17 protein-coding genes and 2 pseudogenes are annotated in these 20,965 nt (G+C 64.4%); 8 read left to right on the top strand and 11 right to left on the bottom strand.

Features of this window, described 5'->3' with window-relative positions:
* Positions 1–50 precede the first annotated feature (50 nt).
* Entirely contained in the window at positions 51–1,466 is a 1,416-nt protein-coding gene (locus M3I56_RS27880) for a UDP-glucose/GDP-mannose dehydrogenase family protein (RefSeq protein ID WP_254356701.1), read from the bottom strand.
* Positions 1,467–1,543: 77 nt separating this feature from the next.
* The gene (locus M3I56_RS27875; RefSeq protein WP_254356700.1) at positions 1,544–2,923 is read right to left on the bottom strand and encodes an undecaprenyl-phosphate glucose phosphotransferase; all 1,380 of its coding nucleotides are present in this window, start codon (positions 2,921–2,923) and stop codon (positions 1,544–1,546) included.
* A gap of 498 nt (positions 2,924–3,421) precedes the next feature.
* Between M3I56_RS27875 and M3I56_RS27870 the strand changes: the two genes are divergently transcribed.
* Positions 3,422–4,942, top strand: coding sequence for a mannose-1-phosphate guanylyltransferase/mannose-6-phosphate isomerase (locus M3I56_RS27870; RefSeq protein ID WP_254356699.1), 1,521 nt, complete (start codon positions 3,422–3,424; stop codon positions 4,940–4,942).
* A 59-nt stretch (positions 4,943–5,001) separates the two neighbouring features.
* On the opposite strand, the gene M3I56_RS27865 is transcribed toward M3I56_RS27870, so the two are convergent.
* Positions 5,002–6,225, bottom strand: coding sequence for a transposase (locus M3I56_RS27865; RefSeq protein WP_254356698.1), 1,224 nt, complete (start codon positions 6,223–6,225; stop codon positions 5,002–5,004).
* 735 nt (positions 6,226–6,960) lie between these two features.
* Here M3I56_RS27865 and M3I56_RS27860 point away from each other — a divergent pair.
* Positions 6,961–7,392: a DUF2501 domain-containing protein gene (locus M3I56_RS27860; protein WP_035512583.1), complete on the top strand. Its 432-nt coding sequence runs from the start codon at positions 6,961–6,963 to the stop codon at positions 7,390–7,392.
* A gap of 135 nt (positions 7,393–7,527) precedes the next feature.
* Positions 7,528–8,007: a hypothetical protein gene (locus M3I56_RS27855; protein ID WP_254356697.1), complete on the top strand. Its 480-nt coding sequence runs from the start codon at positions 7,528–7,530 to the stop codon at positions 8,005–8,007.
* 4 nt (positions 8,008–8,011) lie between these two features.
* On the opposite strand, the gene M3I56_RS27850 is transcribed toward M3I56_RS27855, so the two are convergent.
* Entirely contained in the window at positions 8,012–8,614 is a 603-nt protein-coding gene (locus M3I56_RS27850) for a DUF4337 domain-containing protein (protein WP_254356696.1), read from the bottom strand.
* A gap of 367 nt (positions 8,615–8,981) precedes the next feature.
* Between M3I56_RS27850 and M3I56_RS27845 the strand changes: the two genes are divergently transcribed.
* Positions 8,982–10,193 (top strand): helix-turn-helix transcriptional regulator, encoded by a 1,212-nt coding sequence (locus M3I56_RS27845; RefSeq protein ID WP_254356695.1) that lies wholly within the window; start codon positions 8,982–8,984, stop codon positions 10,191–10,193.
* A 40-nt stretch (positions 10,194–10,233) separates the two neighbouring features.
* Here M3I56_RS27845 and M3I56_RS27840 read toward each other — a convergent pair whose 3' ends face one another.
* From M3I56_RS27840 to M3I56_RS27820, 5 genes are all read right to left on the bottom strand, one after another.
* Positions 10,234–10,935, bottom strand: a complete 702-nt coding sequence (locus M3I56_RS27840) for an ABC transporter ATP-binding protein (protein WP_254332196.1) — start codon at positions 10,933–10,935, stop codon at positions 10,234–10,236.
* Positions 10,935–11,705 carry a high-affinity branched-chain amino acid ABC transporter ATP-binding protein LivG gene (gene livG, locus M3I56_RS27835; protein ID WP_133180235.1) on the bottom strand — a complete coding sequence of 257 codons (771 nt, stop codon included), beginning with the start codon at positions 11,703–11,705 and terminating at the stop codon, positions 10,935–10,937. Before livG ends, M3I56_RS27840 begins: the two co-directional genes overlap by 1 nt.
* The gene (locus M3I56_RS27830) at positions 11,702–12,973 is read right to left on the bottom strand and encodes a high-affinity branched-chain amino acid ABC transporter permease LivM (protein ID WP_254356694.1); all 1,272 of its coding nucleotides are present in this window, start codon (positions 12,971–12,973) and stop codon (positions 11,702–11,704) included. The genes livG and M3I56_RS27830 overlap by 4 nt, the downstream gene beginning before the upstream one ends.
* Positions 12,974–12,980: 7 nt before the next feature.
* Positions 12,981–13,907 (bottom strand): high-affinity branched-chain amino acid ABC transporter permease LivH, encoded by a 927-nt coding sequence (gene livH / locus M3I56_RS27825; protein WP_254356693.1) that lies wholly within the window; start codon positions 13,905–13,907, stop codon positions 12,981–12,983.
* A gap of 136 nt (positions 13,908–14,043) precedes the next feature.
* A complete protein-coding gene (locus M3I56_RS27820) occupies positions 14,044–15,159 on the bottom strand; it encodes a branched-chain amino acid ABC transporter substrate-binding protein (protein WP_028203110.1) in 1,116 nt (371 codons plus the stop codon).
* Between the two features lie 998 nt (positions 15,160–16,157).
* On the opposite strand from M3I56_RS27820, the pseudogene M3I56_RS27815 reads away from it, so the two are divergent.
* From M3I56_RS27815 to M3I56_RS27805, 3 genes and pseudogenes are all read left to right on the top strand, one after another.
* Positions 16,158–16,691, top strand: a pseudogene (locus M3I56_RS27815) (ABC transporter substrate-binding protein); the annotation flags it as partial.
* A gap of 50 nt (positions 16,692–16,741) precedes the next feature.
* A pseudogene (locus tag M3I56_RS27810) lies at positions 16,742–17,326 on the top strand (ABC transporter permease); the annotation flags it as partial.
* Positions 17,301–18,095: an ABC transporter ATP-binding protein gene (locus M3I56_RS27805; RefSeq protein ID WP_254356692.1), complete on the top strand. Its 795-nt coding sequence runs from the start codon at positions 17,301–17,303 to the stop codon at positions 18,093–18,095. The pseudogene M3I56_RS27810 and the gene M3I56_RS27805, both read left to right, overlap by 26 nt.
* Before the next feature lie 102 nt (positions 18,096–18,197).
* On the opposite strand, the gene M3I56_RS27800 is transcribed toward M3I56_RS27805, so the two are convergent.
* Complete coding sequence (locus tag M3I56_RS27800) at positions 18,198–18,593, bottom strand: PaaI family thioesterase (RefSeq protein WP_254356691.1); 396 nt, start codon at positions 18,591–18,593, stop codon at positions 18,198–18,200.
* 212 nt (positions 18,594–18,805) lie between these two features.
* On the opposite strand from M3I56_RS27800, the gene M3I56_RS27795 reads away from it, so the two are divergent.
* Positions 18,806–20,083, top strand: a complete 1,278-nt coding sequence (locus tag M3I56_RS27795) for an alanine--glyoxylate aminotransferase family protein (protein WP_309249191.1) — start codon at positions 18,806–18,808, stop codon at positions 20,081–20,083.
* A 32-nt stretch (positions 20,084–20,115) separates the two neighbouring features.
* Here M3I56_RS27795 and M3I56_RS27790 read toward each other — a convergent pair whose 3' ends face one another.
* Complete coding sequence (locus M3I56_RS27790; protein WP_254356690.1) at positions 20,116–20,874, bottom strand: class I SAM-dependent methyltransferase; 759 nt, start codon at positions 20,872–20,874, stop codon at positions 20,116–20,118.
* Positions 20,875–20,965 lie beyond the last annotated feature (91 nt).

Genomic DNA, 20,965 nt, shown 5'->3' with positions numbered 1-20,965 from the left:
CGCGTGACTCCCTTCCTTTACATGACGCTGCGCACGAAGCCCGGCAACGCTCAGGCCAGCGCCTGCGTCGCGGCGGTTTCGGCACGCGCGCGGCTCGCCTGCGTCGCGCTGGCGCGGCCCACGGCGTGGTACTCGATGCCGAGTTCCTGCAGCGCGGACGGCTCGTACAGATTGCGGCCGTCGAACACGATCGGCATCTTCAGCTGCGACTTGAGCGTTTCGAAATCGGGTGCCTTGAAAACCTTCCATTCGGTGGCGATGACCACGGCATCCGCTTCGCTCGCGGCTTCCATCGCGTCGTTCACGAACGACAACCGCGCCTGATGTTCCGGCGCGTGCGCGAGATCGAGCGCGAGTACACGCTTCGCCTCGGCGGTCGCGACCGGGTCGTAAGCCTTGACCGTGGCGCCGCGAGCGAGCAGTTCGGCGATGAGCGTGCGGCTCGGCGCCTCGCGCATGTCGTCGGTGTTCGGCTTGAACGCGAGCCCCCAGACGCCGAACGTGCGGCCCGTGAGGTCGGAGCCGAAGCGCGTAACGATCTTCTGTGCGAGCACCTGCTTCTGCGCTTCATTGACGGACTCCACGGCGCGCAGGATCTGCAGCGGCTCGCCGAAATCCTCGGCTGTGCGCATGAGCGCCTTCACATCTTTCGGGAAGCACGAGCCGCCGTAGCCGCAGCCCGCATAGAGAAAGTCGTAGCCAATGCGCGGGTCCGAGCCCACGCCGCGGCGCACGGCCTCGATATCGGCGCCCACGCGGTCGGCGAGATTCGCGAGTTCGTTCATGAACGAAATGCGCGTGGCGAGCATGGCGTTGGCCGCGTACTTGGTGAATTCGGCCGAATGCACGTCCATGTAGAGCGTGCGCTCGTGATTGCGGTTGAACGGCGCATAGAGCCGCTTCATGACCTCTTTCGCACGCTCGCCGGGCACGTCGTCGTTGCAGCCGAGCACGATGCGGTCGGGCCGCGCGAAGTCGTCGACTGCCGCGCCTTCCTTGAGGAACTCGGGGTTCGAGACCACCGAGAACATGTGGCTCTCGCCACGCTTGCGCAGTTCGGAGGCGATCGCGTCGTGCACGAGCGCGGCCGTGCCGACCGGCACCGTGGACTTGTCCACCACCACCTTGAAACCGGTCATGTGGCGGCCGATGTTGCGCGCGGCCGACAGCACGTATTGCAGGTCGGCGGAGCCGTCTTCGTCGGGCGGCGTGCCCACGGCGATGAACTGCACGTCGCCGTGCGCGACCGCCGCTTCCACGTCGGTCGAGAACTTCAGCCGGCGCGCGCGCACGTTGCGCTCGATGATCTCCTTCAGGCCCGGCTCGTGAATCGGCACGATGCCCTGATTGAGCAGGTCGATCTTGCGTTCGTCGACGTCGAGGCAAAACACGTCGTTGCCAATGTCGGCAAGACAGGCGCCCGTCACGAGACCCACATAACCGCTGCCAATGATCGTCAGATTCATGCCCACCTCAAAAGTGATTGGTTCTTCATGTCACGCGAAACGTTGCGCACACCAGCATCGCGCGCACTCGCCTCGCCTCAATATGCGTTCTGGCCTGCGAAGCCCTTCCACATCGTCATCGCCACGATGCGCAGGTCGAGCGCGAAGCTCCAGTGCTGCATGTAGTGCAGATCGAAGCGCACGCGGTCGCGCATCTTTTCCACGCGATCGGTTTCGCCGCGAAAGCCGTTGACCTGCGCCCAGCCCGTAATGCCCGGCTTGATGCGATAGCGCGCCATGTAGCCGCGCACGAGGTCCTTGTAGATGTCGTCGTGCGCAAGCGCGTGCGGGCGCGGACCCACCACCGACATCTCGCCCTTGAGCACGTTGATGAATTGCGGCAGCTCGTCGAGGCTCGTGCGGCGCAGGAACGCGCCGACGCGCGTCACGCGCGGATCGTTGCGGCGCGCCTGGGTGATCTGCCCCGCGACTTCCGCATGGACCTTCATCGAGCGGAACTTGTAGATTTCGAACTCGTTGCCATCCAGCCCCTTGCGGCGCTGCTTGAAGAACACCGGGCCCTTCGACGTGAGCTTCACGGCGAGCGAAATGACCGCCAGCAGCGGCGCCAGCGCGACCAGCACGCCACCCGCGAACACGATGTCGAACACGCGCTTGGGCAGCACGCGCAGATCCGTGACCGGCGAGGCCGCGAGGTTGATGGCCGGCACGCCGAGCAGATCGACCACGGGCTGGCTGAAGAACGACAGGCTGCGCACGTCCGGAATGAAGCGGATGTTCACGAAGTCGTTGCGCAAGGCCGTGACGATGCGATGGATCGTGCGTTCCTTGGTGATCGGCAAGGCGAGCCACAGCTCGCGCACCTCGTTCTCGCGCACGAACTCGAGCATGGCCTGGAGGTTGCGCTCCACGGGCACGCCGTCGATTGCGGCGGCGCCATCGGCATCGCTGTCCTCGTCGAACACGAGCGCCGGGTGAAAGCCCGCTTCCGGGTGAAAGCGCATGTGCTCGATCAGGAAGCGCCCGTAGCGCGGGCCGCCCACCACCGCCACGGCCTTCTGGTTGTAGCCCTCGCGGCGAATGCCACGCAGCACCATGTGCACGAGCGCCTTCGAGACGATCAGCAGCGCCACCGAGGCGACGACCCAGTACGCGAGCCACAGCCGCGAGAGCGAATCGGCGCGGTGCAGGCTAAAGCTCAGCAGGATGCCCGTGCCCTCCACGGCGAGCCAGGCAGCGCACACGCGGGCAAAGAGCGCGTAGAGCGACTTGCCGCGCCACGACTTGTAGATCCCGAACGCCGGGAACATCCAGATCGCAAGCACGCAGTTGAACGCGAGCGCCACGCTCTCCGCGTCGGTGAGCGGCACAAACTGGCCACGGTGCAAGGCGGCCGCGAGCAGCGCTCCAGCGGCAATGGCGGCAACGTCGAAAATTCTGGCTAGAACGCTGAGCATGTCCGGCACCTCGGGTTAAAAAAATGAATCGTGGCCACGCGCTGCAAATCATGGCCGGTCGCTTCAAAAGTTTCTGGGACTGCGTCGCCGCGAAAAAACGCCTGGCGTCGCGAATTCTGATCCGAATAAACCCTAATAAGGCGCGATAAAAATTCCGGCTGCAAGCCTCAAAAGTATCTCCAATTGTTTCGTCCCTTTCGACTCAATTTTTTGCGAATTTTGTCGGCAAAGATTGCCGGAATGCGCTCCTGTATTGGCTCTCAACCCGGTGATTCCGGCATATTTTTCCTGCTCGAACGCCTGATTTTGGGTTCTGACAAGAAATTTCAGAGGCCGGCGACGTAATTTTTATTGAATTTTTTATCTGAATTACGGTGTGACGGTAGGGTGATTTAAAATTAATTTGAATATTTTCCGTTTTCTTCTTTACGACTCTATTTATGACGATTTTAAGCATGCTACAAATTGCATCACCGATACCTTTTACAGGAGAGCGAGATGATGGATACGGGTTCCGCTACGGCATCGGCAAAAGCGTCCCAGACGCGTGCCGAAACGCGCAGTGCATTGCAGGTATGCCCTGTGGTGCTGGCGGGCGGCGCGGGCTCGCGGCTGTGGCCACTGTCGCGCGAGCAATATCCGAAGCAGATGATCAACCTCGTTGGCGAGCAGTCGCTGCTTGCCAACACCGCGGGCCGCCTCGATGCGCTCGCCGAGCGCGTGACGCTCGCAGAGGAGTTGCTGATCGTCTGCAATGAAGAACATCGATTCACCACCGCCGAGCAGGTTCGCGCGGCGGGCAAGCATGCGCGCCTGATTCTCGAGCCCGTGGGCCGCGACACGGCACCCGCGCTCACGATCGCCGCGATGTCGGTGGTGGCAAATCAGGAAGACGGCATTCTCGTGGTGATGCCGGCCGACCATGCGCTCGCCGACCTCGAAGCATTCCAGAACACAGTGGCCGAAGGCGTGCGTCATGCGACGAACGGTCAGATCGTGACGATGGGCATCGTGCCCACGCATCCCGAAGTGGGCTATGGCTACATTCACGTGGGCGAGCCGCTCGCGAACGCCGAACCGAACGGTGCGCGGCGTCTGAACGGTTTCGTAGAAAAGCCCTACTTCGAGCTGGCGCAGCAGTACGTCGCTTCGCAGCGCTACTGGTGGAACAGCGGCATTTTCATCGTGCGCGCCTCGACCTGGCTCAAGGCGATTCGCCATTTCCATCCGGCCATCTACTCCGCATGCGCGGAATCGATCGAGCACGGCAAGGCTGACGGCGACTTCTTCCGCGTAGATAGCGAAGCGTTCGCACGTTCGCCTTCCAACTCGATCGACTATGCCGTGATGGAACCGCTCTCCGGCGACCCGACGGTCGCAAGCGGTGTGGTCGTGCCGCTCACGGCCGGCTGGACCGACCTCGGTTCATGGGACACCGTCTGGCAGGTTTCGCCCAAGGACGACGAAGGCAACGTCGCGCACGGCCGCGTGATGTTCGAAGGCGCCAGCGACACCTTCGCGCATTCGGACGGCCGGCTCGTGGCCTGCCTCGGCACGAAGGACCTCGTGGTCGTGGAGACCCCGGACGCCCTGCTCGTCGCCGACCGCTCGCGCGCCCAGGACGTCAAGAAGATCGTGCAGCGCCTGAAGCAGGAACGCCGCACCGAAGCCGTGGCGCACCGCCTCGTGCATCGCCCGTGGGGTCATTACGACAGCGTGGACAGCGGCGAGCGCTTCCAGGTCAAGCGGATCGTGGTCGAACCGGGCGCCCGCCTCTCGCTGCAGATGCATCACCATCGCGCCGAGCATTGGGTCGTCGTACGCGGCACGGCGCTCGTCACGCGTGGGGAAGAACGCTTCATCGTTTCGGAAAACGAGTCAGCGTACATCCCGCTTGGCGTGTCGCATCGACTGGAAAATCCCGGCAAGATGCCGCTCGAGATCATCGAGGTGCAGTCGGGCTCGTATCTCGGTGAAGACGATATCGTGCGTCTCGACGATCAGTACGGCAGGCAGTGAAGAAAGCAGGAGAGGTCGTGCAGGAAGGCCGCGCGCACCGCGCGCGCGGCCTGGCAGGGTCAGCGCGAGAGCGTGCGGTAGCGCGTTCCGGTGGTGCCGGCAGTGCGACGCTCGGCGGTGCCGGACGACGCCGTATTGGCTTCGCGAGCTTCGCTGCCCGTGAGCAGTGCACCCGTGGCGGTGTAACGCTGTACCGGCGCTTGCAGCGGCGCGAGCCGTACACTGCCCGGCACGGCCGCAGGCAACGCGCGCTCGGCGGCGGCATTGGACGGATCGCCGCGCGTCACGCCTGGCGCATGCGGTGCGGCGCCGGGCAACGCCGTTTGCGAAGCGCTCTGTGCAGCGCCCTTCGATGCGGCTTGCCTGGCGGGATGCGAACCCGGCCACGAAGCGCCGGATGCGGACTCGGCCGAGCCTTCGCGATCGAGCCACTCACGCGCCCAGTCGAAGGCGAAATTCCGCGCGGATTCGCGATCCTGGAACGGCGGCCCGATCAGGCCCGAGCGCTCGATGCGCTTGCCATCCTTGAGAATCTCCACGGCCCCGCGGAACATGCGGTTGCGCACGGGCTGCACGGTGAGGCTCATCGTATAGCCGCGCCATTCCGCGACCTGCACCACGCCGCCCGCCGGGTGCGCACTGCGATGCAACGCGTCGCGCGGCATCGCGCGAGTCGCAACCGGCTTGCTCACGCGCGAGGGCGAGAATGGTGCGAACGGCGCATTGTTTTGCGAACGCGTCGCACTCGCAACGGTCGCTGCACTCGTTGCAGCAGCCACGACAGGCGCGCCGATCGAATCGGGCAATGCCGGCTCGCCGCCCGCGAGTTGACGCATCATGCTTTCCATGGGATCGGCAAGCGGCGCGTCGGCGAGCGCGGCGGGCGCCTGCCAGGCTTCGGGGCTCTTCCAGAACACGGCCGGCTGGCCATCGTCCTCGGCGACTTCCTCGACTGCGACTGCAACGGGTTGCGCATCGGCCTGCGCCGGCTGCGGCACATAAACGAACTTGCGGCCGCGCTGCGAGAGCAGCTCGACCAGTTCGATCAGCGTGCCGCTGCCGTGCCATTCCTCGAAACGACGACGGCAGGTGGGCCCGGACGGATAGCGCGCGGGCAGGCGCGACCACGACTCACCCGTGGTGAGAATCCAGAGGACGGCATTAGCCACGACGCGCGGCTCGGCGCGAGGGCGGCCGCGCCGGTTGAGTCTAATAGGAGGTTCATCTGACACGAGCGAGGACACCTGCACCCACTCGTCGTCGCTCAGTTCTTCGAAATTCATGCTGTTCTCCACGCAGCCGGACCGGGGCTGCAGTGACGGAGCATTGGCTTGCGGATCTTGTTGCCCGCGCTGGCTAGCTCGGTTGCACCATATGCTTGGATGACGTGTTCATTTGCGTCGCGACGCGCACTCTGGCAGTGCGTTCTTTCACTGTATTGACGCAATACACGTGGTCTCACTCGTGCAAGGGAGAATTTGTGCAGGAAGCATACCACCTGAAACCAGCCGATGAGGAGGGCCGTAATAAGTGTTACGGTTAGAAACAATCTCCACCTTGAATCGCGGGGGAGATCGCCGAAAAAGGCCTGAAAACGCAGTGTTTTACAACGTAGATACACTTGTAACAGGTTCATTCGTTGCGTAGCCGGCACACGCTGTGTGCCCTACGCAATTCCCAACCCATGCATACCACTTAAGACAAATCCGCCTCGGCGAACGTCAGGTTTGCTTCGGCAGCGTTATCGTTGTGCCCGCAACAAATGACATACCGATGAAATCATCAGATGCATCATGAAACGTTCACGCGAGACCCGGCGGTCGCACTTCGCACCGGTTGCACCGCCGACCGAACGCTCGTGCGGCGTCACGTAGCGAAGCCGCGAAAACGAATCCGTCTATAGTAAGGGCGCACTGAACCACCACGGAGATTCGTGTATGCAAACCTCTGTTCCGGGCGTCGCCACGCCGCGCGTCGCCACGCCGGGCGTCGCCACGCCGCGCCTCGCCACGGCGTTGATGGCCACCCTGACCCTGGCGCTGCTCGCCCCCTGGGGCGCCGCACAGGCGCAGCTCGGCAACCTGCTCAACCAGGGCGGCAGCAACAGCGGTTCGGCACAGGGCGCGCTCGGCAATCTGGGCGGCCTCGGCAACTCGCTTTCGGCGCCCTCGCTCACCTCGAACAGTCTCGGCAATGTCACCGGCGTGCTGCAGTACTGCATCAAGAACAATTACTTGAACGCCGACGCCGCGAGCAACGTAAAAGACTCGCTGCTCGGCAAGCTGCCCGGCGGCGCGAACACGACGGATAGCGGCTATACGCAGGGCACGAGCGGCATCCTCACGGCCGGCAACGGACAGAAGCTCGACCTCACGGGCGGCGGCCTCAAGGAGGAGGCCACGAAGCAGGTCTGCGACAAGATCCTGAGCCAGGCGAAGTCGATGTTGTAGCCTCCCCGATCCAGCATGCGGATGTGCGCGGGCGCATGACCCGCGCAATTTATGTACCGTAAGCTTTGAACACGAACGAAGCCCGGCTGTCGAACGGAATCAACCGGTCTTCTCTCGGCATTGCTGCTCGTAGCCATGACCAAGCGCCACATTCCCGTGATATTCGCGTTCCCGGCCACCACACTGCGGAACGCGCTGAGCGGCCTTGCCGCCGCCCTGCTGGTCCCGGTGGCCGCGCATGCGCAATCCACCGGGCGCGACCAGCAGTTCGACTGCAAGTCCGATCCCCACACGTTCATTACGTCGCTCATCGACGAAAAATCCATCGAGCCCGAGCCGAGCCGCGTCGAAGCGAATTCGGTCAACGCGTTCAGCCCGGTGCGGGGCACCCGCCTGAGCGCGTTCGGCTTCCCCATTTACGTGGTGCTCGGCTACGACCGCGACGACACGCTCTTCAAGCGCGGCGCCGGCAAGGAGATCACCTCGCCGCTCTACGGCGTGGTCGTGTCTGCGCCCGCGGAGAAGGTGCGCTCGCGCGTGCGCGAAGCCAACAGCGACGCCACCGTGCAATCGGTCGTGCCGCTGCTGCTCACGGCGATCGTGTGCGGCGGGTGAACGCTCAGGCGCCGAAGAACGCCAGCGCGCCCAGCCCCACCCCGACGATGGCGACGCCCACCGACGTATTGAGCAGCCAGCGCCGCCGCGTGAGCAGCGTAATCGCCGTGAGCGCGATCGAGATCTGGATGAGTGTCGTGGCCTGAGCCCAGCGATGATGGCCGTGCAGCACGTGCTCGCTTAGCGCATCGTCCTGCTCGACGATTTTTTCGAGCGCCTCCGCCTTCGCGCGGATCGGCTCCTTCTGCTGGCGATAGCGGTCGGCGTCGGCGGCGAAGCGCTTCTGCGCGGCGTCCGAATTCGGTGCAAGCGCAGAGAGTTGCGCGCCCAGTTCCGCCAGATTCTGTTTCTCGCCCTTCGCCTGATAGTAGGCCCATTGATTCGCGGCTTCGGTCTTGCGGATCGCCGCTTCGTTCTTGTAATAGAGCGCCTGGTTCTCGCTGTTGCCGCTCTGGTAGGCAAAGATCGCTCCAATCGAAGCGAGGATGGCCGTCATCACCGCCATGCGGCCGGGGAACGGATCGCTTTCGCCGTGCCCGCCATGGCCCGCCGCGGCGTGTTCGACCGCGTGGTCGTGCGGCCCATGCACTTCGTACTCTTCAGACATCCAAAGACTCTCCGCTTTCTCTGACTTTCACTGGCGCGCAGCGCCTTTTCCCCGTACGGCGCGCCTGTGTGGGGACGCTCAATTATCGTGAGCGCGGCGCGCTTGTCCAGTACCCGAAATGCATCGGATGTAACGAAACCCCAAATTTCTCCTGACGAAAGCGAATCGTAGGTTTTATCGTCTATTCATTCAGAATAGGTACCCCGGGATGTTGCAGTGCGTCCCCTCCCGCCTGCCGTTTGCAAACGTGGATTTGCGCCTGGAGCGCCCCTTCGCGTCGTTGCAGTGCCACATGGCCCTATATGCAACCTCGCGCGGCATGCCCCGAGGCCATCTGCCGTTAATAAATTCCAGCCTGGAGACCACCATGGGGCCCACAACGGCCGCGCACGCTGCGGCCATCGATACCGTTGCATACAACGCGCGCGTGCGGCACGGCGAGCCGGATGAAACCAGCGGCCTGATCGACGCGATCTACGACGCCGGCTTCGACGCGCAACGCTGGCCCGATGTGTGCGCGCGCATCGCGCAACGCATCGGCGCGCAACACGTCAATCTCACCATGCTGCCGCCCGAAAGCACGTTCTCGCTCGCCGAATGGGATGGCATCGACGCTTCATTTGCCCAATCGTACGCGCAGCACTATGGCGGCTTCGATCCGCTCGTGCCGCAGGTGCGCCGCTGGGCCGCCGGCACGCTCGTCACCGACACGATGATCCACCCGCAGGGGAGTCTGGAACACAGCGCCTTCGTGCAGGAGTGGGTGCGCCCGCAGCGCTTCTACACAGTGGCCTTCGCGAACGTGCTGCGCGAAGGCGATATGGCCGCCGTGCTCGGCGCGCTGCGTCACGAAACGCGCTTCTATAGCGAAGACGAACTGGACGCGCTGCGCACGCTGCTACCGCATCTGCGCAATGCCTTGCGCGTACAGCGGCACACGGCCCGCACCCTCGCCTCGCACGACCAAAGCGCAGATGCCCCCGCGGACGCACTCGACGCGCTCGCGCATGGCGTGCTGATCGTCGACGCCGATGCGCACATCGTGTTCGCGAATCGCGCTGCCACGGCGCAGCTCGCACGCGCAAACGGGCTGCGCACCGAACACGCCGCGCTCAGCGCCGCCACGGCTGCCGCCACCCAGCAGTTGCGCTCGCTGATCGCGCGCGCGGTCGGGCGCGACGTGCGCGGCCGCACCGGCGGCGCGATGCTGATCGCCCGCCAGCCGCCCGACGAGCCGCTCCAGGCGCTCATTTCGCCGCTAGGCGCGCACCGGCACGCCGACTATTTCGCCTACGGCGCGCGCGCCGGCACGGCCATGCTCATCGTGATCGATCCGCAGTCGTCGCGCCGCGGCGTGGAAACGCGACTCATCGCGCTGTTCGGCCTCACGCCGGCGGAAGCGCGCGTGGCCTGCGAGGTCGGCAAGGGCCTCAACCCGAAAGACGTGGCCGAAGCGCTGCAGGTGCTGCCCTCGACCGTACGCACGCATCTGCATCACGTGTTCGCAAAAACCACCACGCGCCGCCAGGCCGAGCTGATGCGTTTGATCGCGCAGCTTGCGATTGCCCGCGGCGATTGATTCAACATTCGTTGCCGCAGCGCGGTCTTGTCTGCGACGATCAACCGCCCAGATAGGCGCGCTTGATGTTGTCGTTGGCGAGCAGATTGTCGGCGCTATCGGCGAGCACCACGCGTCCGGTTTCCAGCACATAGCCGCGATCGGCCACTTGCAGCGCCTTGTTCGCGTTCTGCTCGACGAGGAACACCGTCACGCCCTCCTCGCGAATCGTCCGGATGATGTCGAAGATCTGCGCGATCACGAGCGGCGCGAGGCCGAGCGTGGGTTCATCGAGCAGCAGCAAACGCGGCTTGCTCATCAGCGCACGGCCGATGGCGAGCATCTGCTGCTCGCCGCCCGACATCGTGCCCGCGCGCTGCTTCGCACGCTGGTTCAGGCGCGGAAACAGCTTGAACACGTGCTCGATGCCTGAATCGATCTCGTGCTGCGAGGCGAAGAAGCCGCCCATCTGCAGGTTTTCGAACACCGTAAGGCTCGGGAACACGCGGCGGCCTTCCGGCGAAATCGCCATGCCCAGGCGCATGATTTCATGCGTAGGCATGCGCGTGATGTCCTCGCCTTCGAACGTCACTTTCCCCGCAGAAGCGCGCGGCGTGCCGCACACGGTCATCATGAGCGTGGTCTTGCCGGCGCCGTTGCTGCCGATCAGCGTGACGATCTCGCCCTTGTTCACTTCGATCGACACGCCCGCCAGCGCTTCCACCGCGCCGTAGTGGGTATGGACCTTTTCCAGCTTCAGCATCAGTCCTCTCCGAGATAGGCCTTGATCACGCGCGGGTCGTTGCGCACTTCGTCGGGCTTGCCGATCATGATCGGCTTGCCGTGCTCCATCACCAGGATGCGGTCCGACACGCCCATCACGAGGCTCATGTCGTGTTCGATCAGCAGTACGGAGATTCCGAACTCGTTGCGCAGGCCGTCCACCATCTGCTGCAGCTCGACCTTCTCCTGCGGGTTCAAGCCTGCCGCGGGCTCGTCGAGCATCAACAGACGCGGATCGGTGATCATGCAGCGCGCGATTTCGAGCCGGCGCTGATGGCCGTACGAAAGCGTGCCCGCCTCGCGGTTCGCGACCTGCTTCAGGCCCACGCGCTCGAGCCAGTACGCGGCGCGTTCGAGCGCGGCGCGTTCGGCGCGGCGATACGCGGGCGTTGCGAACAGGCCGCTCAGCATGTTGCGGTTTACCTTCAGGTGCTGCGCGACCATGAGGTTTTCCAGCACCGTCAACTGCTTGAAGAGGCGAATGTTCTGGAACGTGCGCACGAGGCCGCGGCGCGCGACCTGGTGGCTCGGCTGGCCCGTGATGGCATGGCCTTCGAGCACGATGTCGCCCGCGGTGGGCTTGTAGAAGCCGCCCACACAGTTGAACACCGTCGTCTTGCCCGCGCCGTTCGGCCCGATGATCGCGAACACTTCGTTCGGACGCACGTCGAAGTCGATGCCGTCCACGGCCAGCAGACCGCCGAAGCGCATCTGCAGGCCTGCTACTTTCAACAACGCTTGTGCGCTCATTGCGGCAACTCCACATGCGGACGACTCGCGGGCAACAGGCCCTGCGGACGCCACATCATCATCAGCACCATCACCAGACCGAAGATCAGCATGCGGTACTCGGCAAAGCCGCGCGCCACTTCGGGCAGCGCCGTGAGCAGGATCGCGGCGAGCACCACGCCCAGCTGCGAGCCCATGCCGCCCAGCACCACCACGGCGAGAATGAGCGCCGACTCGATGAAGGTGAACGACTCGGGCGTGACGAGCCCCTGGCGCGCCGCGAAAAACGCACCGGCGAGCCCCGCGAACGACGCGCCCAGCGTGAACGCCGAGAGCTTGATGCGGGTGGGGTTCAGACCCAGCGAGCGGCACGCGATCTCGTCTTCGCGCAGCGCTTCCCAGGCGCGGCCCATCGGCATGCGCAACAGGCGGCTCGTGACGAACAGCGTGAACGCCACCAGCACGAGCGCAAGCAGGTACAGGAAGATCACCATGTGCTCGCCGCTGTACTCGATGCCGATCAGCTCGTTGAACGTCTTCGCGCCTTCCACGCTCGCGTGGCGGGCCATTTCGAAGCCGAACACGGTGGGCTTGGGAATGCTGGAGATGCCGTCCGGGCCGCCCGTGATGCTCGTGAGGTTGTTGAGCAAGAGCCGGATGATCTCGCCGAAGCCGAGCGTGACGATGGCCAGATAGTCGCCACGCAGGCGCAGCACCGGGAAGCCGAGCACGAAACCGAACGTGGCCGCAGCGAGCGCCGCGAGCGGCAGGCATTCCCAGAACGTGAAGCCGAAGTACTGGTTGAGCAGCGCATACGTGTAACCGCCCACCGCGTAGAAGCCCACGTAACCGAGGTCGAGCAGACCCGCGAAGCCCACCACGATATTGAGGCCGAGGCCGAGAATCACGTAGATGAGTGCGAGCGTCGCCACGTCGATCGAGCCGCGCGAACCAAGGAACGGGAACACCGCGCCGAACGCGAGCAGCATCCAGATCGCCACGCGCTGCTGACGCGCGCCAAGCGCGGGGGCTCTCGGCAAGCGCACGCTACTCGTTGCGCGCACAAACATCGGCTTGACGAGCTGAAACACGAACACCACAGCGGCCGCGATCCACACCGGGCGCCAGTGCTGCTGCAGCACGACCTGATAGCCATCCAGCGTGAGCTGCAGGCCGAGAATGGGCGCCGTGAGGATGATGGTCGCGACGGCGGCCGCAAGCGCGCCCTTCACCATTTGCGACGAGGACGGGCCAACCGCTGCCACGCGGACCGAAACTGTCTGACTCATGTCGACCTCACACCTTTTCAACGTCCGGCTTGCCAAGCAGGCCGGTGGGACGGAAGAGCAGCACGAGCACGAGCAGGCCGAAGGCCACGACGTCCTTGTACTCAGCAGGCATGTAGCCCGAGGCGAAGGTTTCGGCGAGGCCGAGCAGCACGCCGCCGAGCATCGCGCCCGGAATACTGCCGATACCGCCCAGCACCGCGGCCGTAAACGCCTTAATGCCCGCAATGAAGCCGATATACGGATTGAGCTTGCCGATCGTGAGACCGATCAGCACGCCGCCCACCGCCGCGAGCATGGCGCCGAGCACGAAGGTGAACGAGATCACGCGGTTCGTGTCGATGCCGAGCAGGTTGGCCATCTTCATGTCTTCCGCGCAGGCGCGGCACGCGCGACCCATTCGCGAGCGCGAGATGAAGAGGGTGAGCGCGATCATCAGCACGAGCGTCACGCCGACGATCAGCATGCGCGAGTACGGAATCGTCACGTCGAAGCTGCCGCCCCTGTTGAAGTCGAGCGCGCCGGCAATGAGCATCGGCACGGACACGTCGCGCGCGCCCTGCCCGATCTGCACGTAGTTCTGCAGGAAGATCGACATGCCGATGGCCGAGATGAGCGGCACGAGGCGCGGCCCGCCGCGCAGCGGCCGGTACGCCACGCGCTCGACCGCGAAACCGTAGAGCCCGGTGACCACCACCGAGACGATGAGCGCCGCGCCCAGCACGAGCGGCAGCGGATAACCCGCCGAGGTGCCGATGGCCGTGAGCGTCACGAGGCCCACATAGGCGCCGATCATGTAGATCTCGCCGTGAGCGAAGTTGATCATGCCGATGATGCCGTAGACCATCGTGTAGCCGATGGCGATCAGCGCATAGATCGCACCCAGCGTGAGCCCGTTGACGAGCTGCTGGGTGAACTGAGGAAGAAAATCATTCATGCGTAAGCCCCGCGGCCGTGAAGCCGATGAGAGACCTTTGGAACCGTACCAATCCTTTTTTTGGTTGCGCGCACAACCGCTATAAAACGCCCCGCCACAACACAAGGCGGGGCGCTTGCAGCGTGCAGCGCCGGGATCAGTTCGCGGCGGTCTTGGTGGCGTCCTTGTGCCACGTGTAGACAACGAAGCGGAACGACTTCAGGTCGCCCTGTGCGTCGTATTCGACCTTGCCGATCGGCGTGTTGAACGCGTTCTTGTGCAGGTAGGCCGCGACCTTGGTCGGGTCCGTGCTCTTCGCGCCGGCAATGCCGTCGGCGATCACTTCGACTGCCGCATACGACGGCATCTGGAACGGGCCGTTGGCGTCGCGCTTGGCGTCGGCGAAGGCCTTCACGAGCTTCGCGTTGGCGGGGTCCGAAGCGAAGTCGGCCGGCAGCGTGACGAGCATGCCTTCCGAAGCCGGGCCGGCGATGGCCGTCACGTCCTTGTTGCCCACGCCTTCCGGACCCATGAACGTGGCCTTCACGCCCTGTTCACGCGACTGGCGCATGAGCAGGCCCATTTCCGGGTGATAGCCGCCGAAGTAGACGAAGTCCACGCCCTGCGACTTGAGCTTCGTGACAACTGCGGAGTAGTCCGAATCACCGGCGTTGATGCCTTCGAACACGACGACCGGAATGTGCGCCTTGTCGAGCGCGGCCTTGACCGAGGTGGCGATGCCCTGGCCGTACGACTGCTTGTCGTGCAGGATCGCGACCTTCTTCGGCTTGACCTTGTTGATGATGTAGGCGGCGGCTGCCGGACCTTGCTGGTCGTCGCGGCCGATGGTGCGGAAGATGAACTGGCGCTTCTTGCCTTCGGTCAGCTGCGGCGCGGTGGCCGACGGCGTGACCATCACGACGCCTTCGTTCTCGTAGATGTCCGAAGCGGGAATCGTCGAGCCCGAGCAGACGTGGCCGACTACGTACTGGATGTGCTGCGAAACGATCTTGTTGGCGACGGCGACAGCCTGCTTCGGCTCGCACGAGTCATCCATCAGGACGGCTTCGAGCTTGTTGCCGTTCACACCGCCGGCGGCGTTGATCTGCTCGATCGCAGTCAGCGCGCCCGCCTTGACCATGTCGCCGTACTGGGCGACCGGGCCGCTGAACGGGCCGGCAATGGCGATCTTCACGGTGTCGGCGTTCGCGCTTGCACCAAATGCGAGCAGCGCGGCGGCCACGGAAACAGCGGTAAGACGGGACAACATCATCAGGAGCTCCTCGATTGTTTTCGGGTCAACCGGTCAGACGGAATGACCTGCGCAAACGAACAGCGCCCCAATGACCTTCAATGGGGAACAACCACGACGAGCACCAGAGAAAAAGACGTGACGGGGCCCGGCGTGTATCAGCGCCCTGGTAGGCGGCTGAGTTCGGAGAGACTGCTGAGTTACAGACTCTGTTGCGCAAGCGATCCGCCTGCCCCGTTCGCTGCAATTCGTACCGGAAAGGTGGACCGGCCCGAATCAGCGACCCGCGGATGCTATCAATAATCCCATTTAATCGCAACCAAGGGTTTTTTCGGATATCGAGTTGAGTTTTGCCATCGGTCAATAGAGGGGAATGCTGGAAAGCGCTTGAAAAAGCTCGGAAAATCGCCTTTCAGGTGGGTGGCGGACCGGTAACCGGGCTGTGATGACCGGCTGGCGCGGATGTATGGGATGACTGGATTTCCTGATTTTTGCGTGCTCGCGATCGTTATTTTAATTTCAACGGAATCTGATCGACAAATCGTATCTGATGATAAAATTCCATATTAACTCTTTATCAGAATTAAATTATTCCCCACATTACCGATATACCGGGAATACCCTAAATGCAAAACGCGCCAAATCATTGATTTGACAGCATAAACATTACGAAATCATTAAAATTAAAATTTTATGCTAATTGAAATGGAACTATAAATTTCGCATCACATCCACTTTCTGCCACCCAATGCGAAAGCAGAAAAACTCGCACGAAAGTACGGATTTTCTGATAATCGAGTCGTGCAATTTCGAATTAATCCGCGCGACACCGTGGCGCGCCCGCCTCACTGACCCGCCACCGCGTCCCTGCCCCGCAAGAGACGGTGGTATCCTCGCTCCTTCGCCGCGCCCGCATGCACCACTACGGCGCATGCCGCGTGCTCTCGCGCCACGCGTGACGCCGGCGACGCCGCACCGTGCAGATCCGAAAAAACCGCAAGAACCCAGCACTCGGGGAAGATAAGCAGGTCGCGCTCATCAAGCGCGTCGTGCCCAACGCGAAGACCGTCGGCATGGTCTACCACCCCGGCGAAGCGAATTCGGTCGTCGTCGTGAAGGCGCTCAAGGCACTGCTCGCGCAACAGGCCATGACGCTCAAGGAAGCCGCCGCACCGCGCACCGTGGATATCGGCCCCGCTGCGAAAAGCCTGATCGGCAAGGTCGACGTGATCTACACGAACACCGACAACAACGTCGTTTCGGCCTACGAAGCGCTCGTGAAGGTCGCCAACGACGCGAAGATCCCGCTCGTCGCCTCGGATACGGGCAGCGTGAAGCGCGGCGCCATCGCGGCGCTCGGCATCGACTACAGCGACCTCGGCCACCAGACGGGCAAGGTCGTCGTGCGTATTCTCAAGGGCGAGAAGCCTGGCGCGATCGCCTCGGAAACCAGCAGCCGGCTGCAACTATTCGTGAATCCGGCCGCCGCGCAAAAGCAGGGCGTGACGCTCTCCGCCGACTTGCTCAAGGACGCGACCACGGTCGTGAAGTAAGGCGCCGGCACGGCGCACCGCCGCCGCAGACCGCAACAGGATTCTTCCCCATGTCCCTCTACTCGCTTCTGGGCGCGCTCGAGATCGGCTTGATCTTCAGTCTCGTGGCCCTCGGGGTGCTAATCTCGTTTCGCATCCTCAACTTCCCCGACCTCACCGTCGACGGCAGCTTCCCGCTGGGTGGCGCCGTGGCGGCCACGCTGATCGCAGCCGGTCACGATCCGTTTCTCGCCACGGCCTGTGCGATCGTGGCGGGCGCCATCGCCGGCTTCATCACCGGCTGGCTCAACGTGCGCCTGAAGATCATGGATCTGCTCGCGAGCATCCTGATGATGATCGCGCTCTATTCGATCAACCTGCGCGTGATGGGCGCACCGAACGTGCCGCTCATTTCCGAGTCCACGGTCTTCACGATCATCCAGCCCGCATGGCTGCCCGACTACGTGCTGCGTCCGCTCGCGCTCTTCGTCGTCGTGCTGGCCGCGAAGTTCGGCGTGGACGGGTTCTTCTCGTCGCAATACGGCCTCGCGCTGCGCGTAACCGGCGCGAACCCGCGCATGAGCGCGCCGGCCAACGCGACCAGCGCGTTGGAGAGCGCCATGCCGGCGAGTGTCGCGCGGCCCGTGGCTCAGACTGACTTTCAACCCCGGCACGCCGATCGAAACACGCGCGCTGCGCGGCCTCACGCTCGACATTCCGAGCGGCCAGTTCGTGGCCGTGATCGGCTCGAACGGCGCGGGCAAGTCCACGTTCCTCAACCCAATCAGCGGCGACCAGAGGATGGATGGCGGCACGATCACCATCGACGGCCAGGACGTCACGAAGAAGCAGGCGTGGGACCGCGCGCATCTCGTCGCACGCGTGTTCCAGGACCCGATGGCCGGCACCTGCGAGGCGCTCACCATCGAAGAGAACATGGCGCTCGCGATGGCGCGCGGCAAGCGCCGCGGCTTCGGCCCCGCGCTGAAAAAGCAGGATCGCGAGCTGTTTCGCGCGAAGCTGCGTCTGTTGAATCTGGGCCTCGAAAATCGCCTGACCGATCGCATCGGCCTGCTTTCGGGCGGCCAGCGCCAGGCGGTGAGTCTGCTGATGGCGTCGCTGCAGCCTTCGCGCATCCTGTTGCTCGACGAGCACACGGCCGCGCTCGATCCGAAAACGGCTGCGTTCGTGCTGGAGCTGACCGCACGGATCGTGGAAGAGGCGAAGCTCACGACCATGATGGTCACGCACAGCATGCGCCAGGCGCTCGACTACGGCCAGCGCACGGTGATGCTGCACCAGGGGCAGGTGGTGCTCGACGTATCGGGCGATGCGCGCCGCGGCCTCGACGTGCCGGACCTGCTGCGCATGTTCGAGCAGAACCGCCACGAGACGCTCGACGACGACGCGCTGCTGCTGGGATAACGGTACAAAGAGGCGCTAAAAAAGCCCGCCCCTCGTTCGAGGCGGCGGGCTTTTTTTCCGCGCAATTAATTCGGATTCCGATCCACAATACCCGCGCAGGCGTCAGGACGTTTTCGAATACTTGAACGTCCCCTGCGCGCTCGCGATCAGCAGGCGGTCGTCCACCCACGCCTCGGCGCGCGCAAAGAAGATCGAGCGGCCGCCGCGCTCCAGAAACCCCTTCGCGCGCACGAGCTGGCCAAGCCCCTTGTCGAGGTAGTTGGTCGTGAGCGAGAGCGTGAAGCCATGACGCGGCGGGTCGCCAACCGGCGCGAAGAGCCCCGCGTAGCCAGCAGCGGCGTCGAGCAGCGTGGCAATCGCGCCGCCTTGCAGCACGCCCTGGCGATTGAGCTTCGAGGCGTCGATGGGCATCACGAGCTCCGCGTAGCCCTCGCGCCACTGCGCGACGCTCACACCGAGCGTTTCGAGAAACGGGTTGTCCACGGCGAATTGCGACATACGCTGTCTTCCTTGCATTATCTGGCGATGCGATTGATTATAGGGTGGCTGCCGCAATGCCGCAGCGGGCCGCAGCGCCGCCCACACGACTGTTCAGCGAAATTCCGCGCAACTGTACATGGCCAGCGCTGCCGCGCCGCACAACACTGCCTGAAGGCGCACCATTCGCGCGCCTCTCACGCCCCCCTTCCAGGTAAAACCAGGTACTCAAGATGAACGACAACGCGCTCCACCCCGATCCGCTGGCCACTTCGCGCACCGCGGCGGCAGCGGCCGAGGCCGCGCCCGTGCCTTGCCCCATCGTCGAAACGCTCGACCGCATCCTGCCCGAGGAGCCGCTCCTCATGATGGGCGCGGGCCCCGTGCCGATTCCCGACGCCGTGGCCAAGGCCAACACCGTCGTCATCAATCACCTCGGCGACACCATGGCGCGCGTCATTCACCAGGTGAAAACGATGGCGCGCTACGTGTTCCAGACGCGTTCGAACTGGGTGCTCGGCGTGGCCGGCCCGGGCTCGGCGGCCATGGAAATGGCGATCTCGAACCTCGCGTGGCCAGGCACCCGCGTGCTCTCCATCGTCAATGGCTTCTTCAGCCAACGCATGGCCGAAATGGCGGGCCGCGTGGGCGCCGAGGTCACCACGCTCGACGTGGCCGACCGCGAGATCGCCTCGCTCGAAGCCGTGGCGCAGGCCATCGAGCGCACGCGCCCGGCTGTCGTCACGATCGTGCACGGCGAAACCTCCAATACGGTGTGGAACCGCGAGCTCAAGGAAATCGTGCAGCTCGCCAAGGCCGCCGGCGCGCTCGTGGTGGTGGACGCCGTCTGCACGCTGAGCACCATGCCGCTGGAAATGGACGGCTGGGGCATCGACGTCGTCATCACGGGCGGGCAAAAAGGCCTCTCTTCGATCCCTGGTGTTTCGCTCATCGCCTTTTCGGACTCCGCCTGGGAGCGCGTGCGCACGCGCACCGCGCCGAACACGCATTGGTGCCTCGACGCGATGCTCGCCGAGAACTTTTGGCACAACGCCGGCTATCACTACACCGCGCCCGTCTCGGGCGTGCTGGCGCTGCACGAGGCGCTGCGCCTCGTGTGCACGGAAACGCTCGAAAAACGCTATGCGCGCCACCTGCGCTGCTCGCTCGCGCTGCAAAGCGGCGTGAGCGCGCTGGGCCTCGCGCTTTATACGCCGACAACCTGCCGCCTCAATTCCGTGGTCGGCATCGGGCTGCCCGAGGGTGTCACCGCGCGCGAGGTGTGCAATCACATCTCGCAGCAATACCAGGTGGAGATCGCCGGATCGTTCGGTCTCCCGATCGTTCGCATCGGGCAGATGGGCGAGCAGTGCCGCGAGCACAACCTCTTTCGCACCGTGCACGCGCTTGGCCGCACGATGAGCGATCTCGGCGTGAAGGTCAATCTGCCCGCCGGGGTTGCCGCGCTCGAAGAGTCGCTTTCGGCCGGCTCGCGCGAAGCGCGGCGTTAAGCGCTTGCAGCGCCGGGCGGCCGCTCAACCCCTCAAACGCGCCGTGCGCGCACGCAGATGAAAGCCGGCGCCTGCACCAGTTCCGCGTGCAGCGCCGGCGACACCGCCTTCATTTCCGGTTGTGGCATGGGCTCGAGCACGCGGTCGATGGCCCAGCCCGCTTCCATGAGCGCGTTAAAGATATCGGCAAGCGAGCGCCTGAACGCTTCCACCCACGGCTTCGGCTCGCCGAAGCCGCCCCAATGCAGGCCGAATCGCGTCGTCTCGAAGTAGCTGCGCGAACCGCGCGTGCGCGTGTCGATCCAGTCGCGCATGGGATGGGACATCGAAAACACCAGCAGCGCGCCGGGGCGCGCCACGCGGTGAAACTCCTGAAACGTCGGCGTGAGATGCTCGACGTAGTCGAGGGCCAGCGAGCAGACGATGCGGTCGACCGAGGCGCTCGCGAGCCAGTCGAGCGGCCGCGCGAGGTCGCCCTGCGCAATGTCGACCGCGAGGCCTGCGCAACGCGCCTTCGCCAGTTCGACCATCGCGGGCGTGACGTCGAAGGCCTGCACGCGGGCGCCCTCGCCCGCCAGTCCCGCGCTCACGATGCCTGGACCGCAGCCTGCGTCGAGCACGTCGAGCCCGGCGACCGCCCCTAGCAGCGAACGCGTGGCGGGCCGCTCGTAGAGCGCGTTGTGCGGCTTGACGGGGGCTTGCTCCGCGTAGCGTTCGGCGAATTGTGTGTAGCTGGCGCGGCCGGGGAGTTCGGTGGGCGCTGCGGTAGGGTTCTTGTCGTCGGTAGACATCAGAGCGTTTGGGTGGCAATTGGGTACGTTATTGTCCATCGTTTCGCAGCGGCAGACCAACGCCGCACCCTGCACGGCGGCCCCGCCCCGG

Origin of the sequence: Paraburkholderia sp. CNPSo 3281 (genome assembly GCF_024206515.1) — a bacterium.
GTDB lineage: Bacteria > Pseudomonadota > Gammaproteobacteria > Burkholderiales > Burkholderiaceae > Paraburkholderia > Paraburkholderia nodosa.
This window is presented reverse-complemented; position numbering and strand designations above follow the sequence as displayed.